This window comes from Mesorhizobium sp. M1A.F.Ca.IN.022.07.1.1 (genome assembly GCF_003997575.1).
Lineage (GTDB): Bacteria > Pseudomonadota > Alphaproteobacteria > Rhizobiales > Rhizobiaceae > Mesorhizobium.
In genome coordinates, this window is the sequence record NZ_RZST01000175.1 from 1 (window position 1) to 12,180 (window position 12,180).

Consider the following 12,180-nt stretch of genomic DNA (forward strand, 5'->3'; position numbering starts at 1 on the left):
GCCAAACGCCAGCCGATGGCCGACGACCTGCGCAGCGTCGTTGGCGCCATCCGCATGGCCGGCGATCTCGAGCGCATTGGCGACCTTGCCAAGAACATCGCTAAGCGCGTCGGCTCGGTCGGCGTCAGCGCCGCGCCGCGCGACCTTTCGCACTCCATCGATTCGATGGCGCAGCTGGTGCTGATCCAGGTGCAGGGCATGATCGAGGAATACGCGGCCGGCGACGCCACGGCGCTCGCCAAGCTCCGCAACGACGACGAGCGCATCGACGTCAAATACACCGCCGTCTTCCGCGAGCTCCTGACCTACATGATGGAGGATCCGCGCAACATCACGGCTTGCACGCATCTGTTGTTCTGCGCCAAGAATCTGGAGCGCATCGGCGACCACGTCACCAACATCGCCGAGAACGCCTACTATGTGCTGACCGGCACGCAATTGCCCGCGAATCGTCCTAAGCAGGACGAGACGACGATGTCGGCGCCGGCGGCCTGACAGCGAAGGTGCCTGCTATATGATCGCGCCACGCATCATGGTGGTGGAGGACGAGGAACCGCTGGGGGTGCTGCTCCGCTACAACCTCGAATCCGAGGGCTATCAGGTCGAGGTGGTGACCCGCGGCGACGAGGCCGAGATCCGCCTGCAGGAGAATGTGCCCGACCTTCTGGTGCTCGACTGGATGGTGCCGGCGGTGTCCGGCATCGAGCTTTGCCGGCGCCTCAGGATGCGGCCCGAGACCGAACGCCTGCCGATCATCATGCTGACCGCGCGCGGCGAGGAAGGCGACCGGGTGCGCGGCCTCTCGACCGGCGCCGACGACTATCTGGTCAAGCCGTTCTCGACGCCGGAATTCATGGCCAGGGTCAAGGCGCTGCTGCGCCGCGCCAAGCCGGAGGTGCTGTCCAGCGTGCTCAAGGTCGGCGACATCGTGCTCGATCGCGAATCGCATCGCGTCTACCGCAAGAAGAGCGAGATCCGGCTCGGCCCGACCGAGTTCAGGCTGCTGGAATTCATGATGCGGCATCCCGGCCGGGTGTTCTCGCGCAGCCAGCTGCTCGACAATGTCTGGGGCGAGACGATCTATATCGACGAGCGCACCGTGGACGTGCATGTCGGACGCCTGCGCAAGGCGGTCAACAACGGCCGGATGCCGGACGTCATACGTACCATCCGTGGGGCGGGCTACGCGATCAGGGAAGATTAGATCCAGGGCACCGAAGGTCTGACGGGTTCTATCTGCGCTGGCGGGTTATCGAGACGCTGGTGCTTCGCCGTCCACGGGCGGAGCACGAAGCGTCGCGACGCGGCGCAGACCCGACGATCCACGCGACTTCCACGCGCCGCGGCGGTGCAGAAATTCTGCTCCGCTCATCCGACGATTGAGGTAATGGCATGGATTCCAGGGTCTCCGCGACGGAGCTTCGCTCCTGCTCCGCCCTGGAATGACGAAGCTGCGGGGCCTTCGCTAATCTCCGGCGTCTGCAGGACGCACAGAAGCCAACGATCGCTATCGAAGCTGTTCAGGCCACGTTCTTGCCCGCTCTTGCCTGCACGCCCGGGGCGAAAATCTCCTGGTCGACGAAGGTCAGCGCGCGCACGGCGCAGCCTTCGCGGATCAGCGGCAATTCGTTCGGCTCGGTATCGAAGGAGATCGAGTTTGAATGCTGGCCTCCGGCGGTCTGGCCGATCGCCTCGCGCAGCGCCGGCTCGATCAGGTCAAAGGCGGCGGCGCTGACGCCGACCATGGCGACCGGCGCCGGGTCGATCAGCGCGAACAGGCTGCCAAGGCCGAAGCCCAGCGCCTCCCCGGCCCGGCGATAGGCCTCGCGCTCCGGGCCATCCGTCTCGCGCGCCTTGGCGGCGAGCGCCCGCATGTCGGCGTCGCCGACATCGACCGGCTCGGCGTCCTCGCTCATCTTCATGGCGCTGCGCCAGATGGCGTAGTTGCCGGCATAGGCCTCGACGCAGCCGCGGCGTCCGCAACGGCAGAGCGCGCCGCCCGGACGATGGATCATGTGGCCGAACTCGCCGCCGGAAGAATGCGTGCCGGTGAACAGCTCGCCCTTCAGCACCAGGCCCATGCCGATGCCGTGCGAGAGCAGGATGGCGATGAAATTGTCGCGATAGCGGTCGGGATCGCGCCACTGCAGCGCCACCGCCATCATGTTGCAGTCGTTTTCCATGGTGGCCGGAATGCCGAATTCCTTTTCCAGGATGTCGGCGAAGGGAATGTCGGTCAGCGGCGTGATCGGCGACCATAGCATGGCGCGGGCATGGGAATCGGTGATGCCCTGGATGCCCATGGCGATGCGGGCGACGCTGCCGACGTCGAGGTCCGGATCGTCCAGCCGGCGCCGCACGATCGCCAAGCATTCGCCGATCAGCTCGTTGCGCGGCATGGTGAGCGTATCGAGGCGGCGCTGCTCCTCGGCGATGACCTGACCCGCATAATCAATAACGGCGACCGAGAGGAAATTGAGCGACAGCACCACCGTCACCACCGCCGCCGCCTCCGGCTTGAGCGCGAGGCCCACCTGTGGCCGGCCGCGCTTCAGAGACGCGGTCTCGCTCGGCTTGCTCTCGGCCAGGATGCCTTCCTGGATCAGGTCGGAAGAGATCGCCGAAATGGTCGAATGGCTGAGCCCGGTGGTCGCGGCGATTTCCGTGCGCGACGGTTGGCCGGCCCGGCGCACGGCCGAGAGCACCATGGCGCGGTTGCGCCGGCGCAGATCGTCGTGGCGGATTCCGACCGACATTTTTTCTCCTCCCAGTCAGCGCGGCCTCTCGATCATGCACAGGACTCGGCGACGCGCCAGATCGGTTCAGTCCCGCACGCCGGCACCCGAACCGTCCTGGTCTTACAAGTTTCGGTGGACCGGGCTGCGCCTCCTCCCGAACTGTTCCGCGATAGTGGCAGAAGCGGTCGGCACTGTCATTATTTATTGCGGGTCTCGAAAAAAGTACGTGACCACCTCAAAAACCGTCAGAATTGCAGTTGACAGCGCTTTAGCGTTGGATCAGTATTTTTTCGAGGCTCGAAAAAAAGCCTCATCGCCTTCGGGCCAGTCTGGGTCGCGCCGCGAGGGGCGCAGGGAGGATATCATGAAGAGATTCGCAGCCGCCATTCTGGCGGGCGTCGCCATGTCGTTGACGTTGGCGTCGGTCGCGCAGGCGAAGGACAAGGTGATCGGCGTTTCGTGGTCCAATTTCCAGGAAGAGCGCTGGAAGACCGACGAAGCGGCGATGAAGAAGGCGATCGAGGCCGCCGGCGACAAATATATATCCGCCGACGCACAGTCCAATCCAGGCAAGCAGCTGACCGACGTCGAAAGCCTGATCTCGCAGGGCGCGAATGCGTTGATAATCCTGGCGCAGGACGCCTCCGCCATCGGGCCGGCGGTGCAGAAGGCACTCGACGAAGGCATTCCGGTCGTCGGCTACGACCGCCTGATCGAGAACAAGGACGTGTTTTATCTGACCTTCGACAACAAGGAAGTCGGCCGCATGCAGGCCCGCGAGGTGTTCAAGGCTAAGCCCGAGGGGAATTACGTCTTCATCAAGGGCTCGGGCGCCGACCCGAACGCCGATTTCCTGTTCTCCGGCTCGATGGAAGTGCTGAAGGAAGCCATCGACAGCGGCAAGATCAAGAATGTCGGCGAGGCCTATACCGATGGCTGGCTTCCCGCCAATGCGCAGAAGAACATGGAGCAGTTCCTGACCGCCAACGACAACAAGGTCGACGCGGTGGTGGCGGCCAATGACGGCACCGCCGGCGGCGTCGTCGCGGCTCTGACGGCGCAAGGGCTGGCCGGCACCGTTCCGGTCTCGGGCCAGGACGGCGACCATGCCGCGCTCAACCGCATCGCGCTCGGCACCCAGACGGTGTCGGTGTGGAAGGACGCGCGCGAGCTCGGCAAGCACGCCGCCGAGATCGCCTCGCAGCTCGCCGACGGCAAGAAGATGACCGACATCGCGGGCGCCAAGGACTTCACGACGCCTGGCGGCAACACCGTCAAGTCGCTGTTCCTGACCCCGGTCGCAATCACCAAGGATAATCTCAACCTCGTCATCGACGCGGGTTGGATCAAGAAGGATGAAGTCTGCGCGGGCGTTGCCGCCGGCAGCGTCGCGGTCTGCAACTAAGCTGGCCGTCAGGTTCAAACGCAGCGCCGCGGCCCGACAGCCGCGGCGTTTTTCCAAAGGCTTTCGGGCGTACTGAAGCCGGAGACCATTGGGGCAGTTCACTGTCCGGCAGGATCGCCGAACTGCTCCAGCCGTTTGTTTCCGCGCAATTCCAGGCGGCCACGCACTTTTCCTGGAATTGCTCTAGCATCGTGGTCCGGCATCGCGCCAGACGGCAAGCCGGTGGGAGGAGATCATGACCGATACGACCTCTGATACGCCGGCCAACCCGGCGGCGGATCGCGCGCGGGCTTCCGAACTCAGCGCCGTCGGGCGCTTCCTCAAGGCGACCGAGCTCGACACCCGCATGCTCGGCATGGTCGGCGCGCTGCTGATCATCTGGATTGGCCTGCATGTCATCTCGAGCCTGCGGCTCGGCGTCAATCCGCTCGATTTCGATAGCCGAACGTTCCTGACGCCGCGCAACCTGTGGAACCTGTCGGTGCAGACCTCGGCCGTGGCCATCATGGCTTCCGGCATGGTGCTGGTCATCGTCATGCGCAACATCGACCTCTCCGTCGGATCCGCCGAGGGTTTGATCGGCATGGTCATGGGCTTTGCCCAAGTGCATTTCCTGGTGCGAATGGTTGGGCTCGAGCTTGGCAATCCCTGGATCTGGGTGCTGGCGCTGTTGATCGGCCTGGCGCTCGGCCTGCTGATCGGCGCCTTCCAGGGCTTCGTCATCGCCTATCTCGAAGTGCCGGCCTTCATCGTGACGCTTGGCGGGCTGCTGGTCTGGCGCGGTGCTGCCTGGTGGGTCACCAGCGGCCAGACGGTGGCGCCGCTCGACGCCACCTTCCAGCTGATGGGCGGCGGACCGGCCGGCTCGATCGGCGCCAGATGGAGCTGGATCGTCGGCGCCGTCGCCTGTTTTGCCGTGGTGTTTGCGCTGTTCAACGGCAGGGTGCAGCGCAAGCGCTTCCGTTTTCCGCTGCGTCCGATCTGGGCCGAGACGCTGCTCGGCGCGGTCACCTGCGCCGTCATCATGGGCGCGGTGTGGCTGGCCAATTCCTATCCCTGGCCGGTCGGCATCGTGAACCGCTACGCCGCCGCCAACAACATCACGGTCCCCCAAGGCGGCCTGTTCATCGCCCACGGCATCGCCGTTCCGGTGCTGATGGCGATCGCCGTCGGCCTCGTCATGACCTTCATCACCAAGCGCACTCGCTTCGGCCGCTATGTCTTTGCCATCGGCGGCAATCCGGAAGCGGCCAACCTTGCCGGCATCAACACGCGCTGGATCACCATGAAGGTGTTCATGATCATGGGCGTGCTGGCGACGATGGCCGCGGCGATATCGTCGGCGCGGCAGAATTCATCGACCAATGCGCTCGGCACGCTGGACGAGCTCCTGGTCATCGCCGCGGCGGTCATCGGAGGCACCTCGCTCGCCGGCGGCTCGGGAACCGTGCTCGGCGCTATGCTTGGGGCGCTGCTGATGCAGTCACTGCAGTCCGGCATGGTGCTCCTCGGCGTCGATTCGCCGCTGCAAAGCATCGTCGTCGGCGCCGTGCTAGTCATCGCGGTCTGGCTCGACACCATCTACCGCAAGCGGGTGTGAAGGAGGCAGCATCATGGCAGACAAGAACGCTCCCGCCGGCGCCCCGCTGGTCGACATGCGCAACATCTCGATCGCCTTCGGCGGCATTCGCGCCGTCGACGATGCCTCCATCGATCTCTTCCCCGGCGAAGTGGTGGCGCTCCTCGGCCACAACGGCGCCGGCAAGTCGACGCTGATCAAGATACTGTCCGGCGCCTACAAGCGCGATGCCGGGCAGATCTTCGTCAACGGCGAGGAGGCAGCAATCTCCAACCCGCGCGACGCCAAGAAATACGGCATCGAGACGATCTATCAGACGCTGGCGCTTGCCGACAACGTCGACGCCGCCGCCAATCTTTTCCTCGGCCGCGAGCTGATGACCGCCTGGGGCACGCTGGACGACGTCGCCATGGAGGCCGAAGCGCGCAAGGTGATGGGCCGGCTCAATCCGCGCTTCCAGCGCTTCAAGGAGCCGGTGATCAAGCTGTCCGGCGGACAGAGACAGTCGGTGGCGATCGCGCGCGCGATCCTGTTCAACGCGCGAATCCTGATCATGGACGAGCCGACGGCAGCGCTCGGCCCCCAGGAGACGGCCCAGGTCGGCGAACTGGTGCGGCAACTCAAGGCCGACGGCATCGGCATCTTCCTGATCAGCCACGACATCCATGACGTGTTCGAGCTGGCGGACAGGGTCTGCGTCATGAAGAACGGCCAGGTCGTCGGTACGGCGCGCACCAGCGACGTGACCCAGGACGAGGTGCTCGGCATGATCATTCTGGGCAAGTGCCCGCCAGGCGCCATGCCAGGCCCCGGAGCGCTGAAAATCGCGGCCTAAGACTATAAATTGGTTGGCTAATTTGCGACTTGTTTGATGAGCCAATCGCGGCGTTGGGTTGGCCTTGCCATTGTATTGGCGCGGAGACTTGCCCATAAAGGTGGCCAACCATCCATGGGCCGCATCCTGCATTGAAAAAGCTTTTCCCGATCGTCGCCTTCATCGCCGTCGCGCTGATCAGCCTGACGATGGCGGGGTTCGCCTATTTCGCGACCCAGGAGGCGGCACGCATCAAGTTCGAGGGAACCGCCGACGATGCGCTCAACCGCATCGAGAGCCGCATCGACCTGCATCTGTCGCTGCTGCGCTCGACCCAGGCGCTGTTCGATGCTCGTAACGGCGATATTACGCGCGGCGAGTTCAAGGCCTTCCTCACCGCGCTCGACATCGACGACAATTTCGCCGGACTGCGCGGCATCGGCTTCCTGAGGCTGGCCAAGGCCGGCGACGAGGCCACGCTCGAGCGCGACATCCTGCGCGCTCGCGGTTCGGCCCACCCGGTCTATCCGGCCATCACGCAGCAGCAATGGCGCACGCCCATCGTGCTTTTCGAGCCGCTCGATACCTCCAACCAGTCGATCATCGGCTTCGACATGTTCAGCGACCCGGCACGGCGGGCGGCAATCGAGAAGGCCATGGCCGACGACCAGCAGCATGCCAGCGGGCTCGTTCAACTTGGCCAGGGACAAGGGCTGGAGCAGACATTCCCCGGATTCCTGGTCTTCGTGCGGCTGAACGTGGAAACGGCTCCGGATGTCATTAATGCCAGCCGCTCCTCGACCGCCGGGTTCCTCTACGCCTCCTTCCGCGCACGCGATCTGTTCCAGGTGGCGCTCAGCAAGGCTCCGCTGCTGCCGGTCAACGTCGAAATCTTCGACGGCCAGCCGGGAGCCGACAATCTCCTGTTCCGGTCGGAGGCGCCGCCGGCCGAATCGCTCGGCGGAAAGCTGCTGGCGCGCCGGGATATCGTCGTGGCCGGCCGACCCTGGACTGTCCTGTTTCGGCCGACGAGCGCTTTCGCGCTGCCTTCCTCGCGCGCCATCCCGGTGATGCTCGGGCTGTTCGGTCTGCTGCTCGCCGGGGCGATTGCCTTGGTGGCCCGCTATCAGGAGCGCGCCTACGAGGCGAAGTCGCTGCTGCATGAGGCGACGGAGAAGAGCCTGCTGGAAAAGGAGTTGATCCTGCAGGAGATGAAGCACCGCATCAAGAACTCGATCACCAGGGTGCTGGCGATCGCGCGGCAGACTGCTTCGCAGGCCACGGACGTGAAGGAGTTCTCGGCATCATTCTCGGCGCGGTTGCAGGCGATGGCCGCGTCGCAGGACATGCTGACACGCTCGCGCTGGCAGAAAGCGGACCTCGGCGACCTGCTGCGCACCGAGCTTGGGCAGGTGTTCGGCAAAGAGCTTTCCGAAGGCATATTGTCGGGGCCGGAAGTGCTGCTTGACGAGACGACGACGCAGGCGCTTGGCCTGACCTTCCACGAGCTTGCCACCAACGCGCTGAAATATGGCGAGGCCGGCAACTCGGTGGGCGCCCTGAAGGTCGATTGGCGGGTCGAAGGACGTGGCCGGGAGCGGACGCTGGTGCTCGATTGGCGCGAGGCCGGGCAAAAGAAACTGGAGCCGCCGGCAAAGACCGGTTTCGGCACCAAGCTGATCGATCTCAATGTCACGCGCGAATTGCGCGGTAGGATCAAGCGCGACTACCGGGCCGACGGGCTTAAGGTGGAAATCCGAATACCCCTGCCAGGCTGAGCGCCTGTCAGTCAGGGTCTAACAAGGATCTACCCGGGGACCGCTGGTCGGCCCCCGGGTAGATGACTGTGTCTCGCGGAAAATCAGTTGCAGCGGGCCTTGTATCTCGTGCCGTCAGCGTGGCGATATATGCAATAGCCATTGCGCAGGTTGCGAACCAACAGGCCGGACCCGGCGCCCACAGCCGCGCCGATCAGCGCGCCCCTGCCGCCGCCGACCAGGCCGCCGACGCCGGCGCCGATCAAGCCGCCCCCGACGACATCCTGCTCGGTCGTGGTGCAGCCGCTGACGGCGACCACGGCAACCATGGCAATGATCATTTTCCGCATAAATAGCTCCTCGCTTTTGTCCTCACTTTTGGCAGTGCCAACCGCCGTTTAGCACGAAAAAACGGGCTTTGCCTGCCCGATCTTGTTATTGCTGAAGAGAGTGTCTTACGGGCGTGCGCCGTTTGACGCGACAAGCGCGCCGGAAGTTTCCAGCGACGCGACGAGCCTGCCGTCGGGACGCACGGTCCACAGCAGTTGATCGTAGTCGTCTTCAAGTGCCGGATCGGCGGCAAGGCACTCGCCCATGACACGCGGCGTGCGCCCCTGCAGGTCGCCCAGCGCAAACGGCCGTTCGGCGATGCAGGCCTCGAAAGTCTCGAAGACGCTGACCGGCACCGACAATTCGCGGCAATCGGTCATGGTGTCCGAGCAGCCAATGACGAGGAGCAAGGCGGCGATGTGTTCCACGGGTCGAATCCTCCCGCCGCAAAGAACGATTGTTGCCGCTCAAAAGTTCCTGCTCGGCGGAGTCGGCGCGCAATGGCGCGTGCCCTTGGCGCCGGCCGGCTGCTCGATTGGAAAGATCAGGCCAGTTGCCAGGCCACCGCCAGCACGAGAGCAGCAACAAGCGCGACGGCGCCGAGGCGAAGCGATGGATGGGAGGAACGGGGCGAGGGCCGTGCTTCGGTCCTGGAAGCCGCTCATCGAGACGCGGGCGGCCCGCTCCAGCCTGTCCATATCGGCAATCATCATTCGCTTCCTCCCAAATCGCGGTGTGATTGCGCGGCTGGGTTTGATGCGTCGCGAGCGGTTCAGCGCCTCACGGGATCGCCGATCCACTCCACGGTTTTACGCAACTCGGAAGGGCATTGCGCGCTATCCTGGAGTTGCTTCTGCCGGGGAAACACAATCGGATTTTATGGTGAATGGCAGGTTAACGCCTCTCCGGCGGCTGTCTGTTGCCCAAGACGTGGTTGTTCATTCTATCTCGAAATTGCCGCGCGGGATGGTCAGGCGATATTCGAGACGATCGTCGTCGATATCGAGACTGGCGGAGCCATTCAGCGACGTCGGCACGACGCGTTCGAGGGCGACGCTGCCAAAACGATTTTCGGTGCGCCGACCGGCGCCGATCCTTTCTGTCCAAATCAGCAAAAGGCCAGGCGAAGTCTCGCTGCCGGCCGCGATCCTGGCGCTTACCCTGATCCGCCCGTCAGGCTGCGACAGGGCGCCGTAGCTTACCGAATTCACGGCCAGCTCGTGCATGGCCAGTCCGATATGAAGGGCAGCGTTCGGATTGAGGTAAGGGTTCTCCCCATCGAAACGCAGGCTGCGACTTGGATCGGCGCTATAGCGGCCGACCTGGCCGGACACGAGCTCACGAAGCGCCGCTCCCCGCCAGTTGGAGGATGTCACCAGATCCTGAGACGAGGCGAGCGACTGGATACGGCCGCGAAAGCGCGTCAGAAAATCGCCGAGCGTCTCCGAGTAGCGTCCGGTCTGGGTGGCTATGCTCTGGATGATGGCCAGAAGATTCTTCGAGCGATGGCTGACCTCTCGCAGCAGCGTTTTCAGCGTCTGCTCGCGGCGCTTCTGCTCCGTCGTCTCGACCATGGTGGTGACGACGCCCTGAACCTCGCCGGATTCGCTGCGATCGGCATCGATCCAGACATGGAACCAGCGCACGCCGTCACTGTCGGAAATGCCGAGCTCGAGGCGATCCGGGTTGCCGGTTTCAATCACCTTGCGCTTGGCTGCGCCTATGCGCTCGGACTGCGCGGGGGAAAGCGCATCCTTGCCCTCGGCCGTCTCGCAGGCCCACGGGGCGCGCATGTTGCGCGCCCAGACGGTCTTCATTTCACGATCCTGGTAGAGGACCGAAATTCCAGCATTGTGGAGCGCGTGGAGTAGCGCGCGACCCACCTGCATCCCGCTTTCCGCCGGATGCATCGCGATCACTTCGTCGCTGCGCTCTTGCGTATAGTCCTTCTCTGAGGCCTTGGAACGCATTCGATACTTCCCGCATCCAGGCGCGAACGGCTTACGAGGATTGCTGCCCCGGTCTTGACCTACTGATGCTTATGCTGCCCAAAAGCGGTCCGCCGGACGACATCCTTTTGGGGACATCGCCCGGCGGTGGCTGGAAACCGTTTGAGGGGTGCGGCTTCCAGTGTTCGGCACTCCCCCTGGTCAGGTTCTCCTGACGAGGCCGGCGATGAGTGAGATCACCAGGAAAGCAAGGAAGACGAAGAACAATATCTGCGCGATGCCAGCCGACGTGCCGGCGATGCCGCCGAACCCAAGCGCGCCGGCGATGATCGCGACCACAAGAAAAACGAGCGCCCAGTACAGCATGATATCTCTCCTTCTAACGTCCTGGAAAAAACGTGGCTGGATGGCGTTTGTTCCACCATTTCCGGAAAAAGACGATCCCCTGAAAACGCTTCACGGATGGGACTCCGCGCCGCATCGTGCGAGGCGCGGGCGCCTCGCATGAGACCTCAATGATCGGACATGCGGTCAGGCCGCGGCTTTCGCCTGCCGGTCGAAGAAAAGCGCCTGACTGATCAGGGCCTTCACCATGTCTGGATTGAAGGGCTTGGTCACCAGAAACGCCGGTTCGGGACGCTCGCCGGTCAACAGGCGCTCAGGGAAAGCGGTGATGAAGATCACCGGCACCGGCGTCGAGGACAAGATCTCGTTGACCGCCTCTATGCCCGAGCTGCCATCGGCGAGCTGGATGTCGGCCAGCACCATTTTCGGACGCGTCTTGCCGAAAACGGCGACCGCCTCGGCGTGCGTGCGGGCGGTGCCGACAACGCGATGGCCGAGGCTTTCGACCATCTCCTCGATGTCCATGGCGATCAGCGGCTCGTCCTCGATGATCAGCACGTCGGTGGCGACCTGGCGGGAAATCTCGCTGCTTGCCTGGGCAAGCAATTCGGAGAACTCCTGTTCGTCCGCATCGAGGATTTCCGCCGCTTCATCCTCGCTGAAACCCTCTACGGCGACCAGCAGGAAAGCTTGCCTCGGCCGCGGCGCGATTGCGTTCAGATTGGCGGCCGCCCGCTGCTCCCAAGCTGTCTGCGCATGCTCTTGCGGCACGCGGATCGCAATCGAAGTGAAAAGCCTGGCAAAGACCTTGTACAGCGCAATGCGATCGCTCGATGCCTTGGGGAAAACTTCGGTGTCGGCGATGATGGCCTCCAGCATCGCAGCAACCAGGGCGTCGCCGCTTTCCTGCGATCCCGACACGGCGCGCGAGAAACGGCGGAGGAAAGGCAGGTGAGGAGCGATGGTTGCGGACAGGCTCATATTTGACGTCTCCCTCAGATGACGTTGTTGCAAAGGCTAGACTCACTGGAAGTCCCGGCAAAACCAACGTCGGCTTTCTGAAAAAGTTCCGCCGGGCAGGGAACTAAATTAGGAAGCGGGCGTTTCCGGCTTTGGGATGGGCAACCAGACAAGGGTGCCGCTTGCGTCGTGATCTATGGTTTTAAAGCGGTTTCAGGTGCTGGGACTTAGGGCAAACATGAAAGAAATGTCAAAGAATTCAATAACTGGCGCCCCGAGCAGGCACCGGAACGGGGGTAGCAG

The 12,180-nt window shown here is 63.8% G+C and carries 12 protein-coding genes; 6 read left to right on the forward strand and 6 right to left on the reverse strand.

Annotation, left to right across the window (positions count from 1 at the left end; genetic code table 11):
* Nucleotides 1–495: phosphate signaling complex protein PhoU (phoU, locus tag EOA75_RS19345; protein ID WP_127324919.1), on the forward strand; the 495-nt coding region annotated here is incomplete at its 5' end.
* A gap of 19 nt (nt 496–514) precedes the next feature.
* A complete protein-coding gene (phoB, locus tag EOA75_RS19350; protein ID WP_127324920.1) occupies nt 515–1,204 on the forward strand; it encodes a phosphate regulon transcriptional regulator PhoB in 690 nt (229 codons plus the stop codon).
* 316 nt (nt 1,205–1,520) lie between these two features.
* Here the strand turns inward: phoB and EOA75_RS19355 are convergent, their stop codons facing one another.
* The gene (locus EOA75_RS19355) at nt 1,521–2,756 is read right to left on the reverse strand and encodes an ROK family transcriptional regulator (RefSeq protein WP_127324921.1); all 1,236 of its coding nucleotides are present in this window, start codon (nt 2,754–2,756) and stop codon (nt 1,521–1,523) included.
* 346 nt (nt 2,757–3,102) lie between these two features.
* On the opposite strand from EOA75_RS19355, the gene xylF reads away from it, so the two are divergent.
* The 4 genes from xylF to EOA75_RS19375 all read left to right on the forward strand — a co-directional run bounded on the left by xylF (nt 3,103) and on the right by EOA75_RS19375 (nt 8,314).
* Nucleotides 3,103–4,143: a D-xylose ABC transporter substrate-binding protein gene (gene xylF, locus EOA75_RS19360; RefSeq protein WP_127324922.1), complete on the forward strand. Its 1,041-nt coding sequence runs from the start codon at nt 3,103–3,105 to the stop codon at nt 4,141–4,143.
* Nucleotides 4,144–4,378: 235 nt separating this feature from the next.
* On the forward strand, nt 4,379–5,743 hold the full coding sequence (locus EOA75_RS19365) for a sugar ABC transporter permease (RefSeq protein ID WP_127324923.1): 1,365 nt from the start codon (nt 4,379–4,381) through the stop codon (nt 5,741–5,743).
* Nucleotides 5,744–5,756: 13 nt separating this feature from the next.
* Nucleotides 5,757–6,557, forward strand: coding sequence for an ATP-binding cassette domain-containing protein (locus EOA75_RS19370; RefSeq protein ID WP_067002105.1), 801 nt, complete (start codon nt 5,757–5,759; stop codon nt 6,555–6,557).
* Nucleotides 6,558–6,688: 131 nt separating this feature from the next.
* A complete protein-coding gene (locus EOA75_RS19375; RefSeq protein ID WP_127324924.1) occupies nt 6,689–8,314 on the forward strand; it encodes a CHASE domain-containing protein in 1,626 nt (541 codons plus the stop codon).
* An 83-nt stretch (nt 8,315–8,397) separates the two neighbouring features.
* Here the strand turns inward: EOA75_RS19375 and EOA75_RS19380 are convergent, their stop codons facing one another.
* The 5 genes from EOA75_RS19380 to EOA75_RS19400 all read right to left on the reverse strand — a co-directional run bounded on the left by EOA75_RS19380 (nt 8,398) and on the right by EOA75_RS19400 (nt 11,898).
* Entirely contained in the window at nt 8,398–8,643 is a 246-nt protein-coding gene (locus EOA75_RS19380; RefSeq protein WP_067002111.1) for a YMGG-like glycine zipper-containing protein, read from the reverse strand.
* A 105-nt stretch (nt 8,644–8,748) separates the two neighbouring features.
* The gene (locus tag EOA75_RS19385) at nt 8,749–9,051 is read right to left on the reverse strand and encodes a hypothetical protein (protein ID WP_127324925.1); all 303 of its coding nucleotides are present in this window, start codon (nt 9,049–9,051) and stop codon (nt 8,749–8,751) included.
* Nucleotides 9,052–9,561: 510 nt separating this feature from the next.
* Complete coding sequence (locus tag EOA75_RS19390) at nt 9,562–10,593, reverse strand: sensor histidine kinase (RefSeq protein ID WP_127324926.1); 1,032 nt, start codon at nt 10,591–10,593, stop codon at nt 9,562–9,564.
* A 180-nt stretch (nt 10,594–10,773) separates the two neighbouring features.
* On the reverse strand, nt 10,774–10,938 hold the full coding sequence (locus EOA75_RS19395; RefSeq protein ID WP_067002119.1) for a DUF1328 domain-containing protein: 165 nt from the start codon (nt 10,936–10,938) through the stop codon (nt 10,774–10,776).
* Between the two features lie 165 nt (nt 10,939–11,103).
* Complete coding sequence (locus EOA75_RS19400; protein WP_067002122.1) at nt 11,104–11,898, reverse strand: response regulator; 795 nt, start codon at nt 11,896–11,898, stop codon at nt 11,104–11,106.
* Between the last annotated feature and the right edge of the window lie 282 nt (nt 11,899–12,180).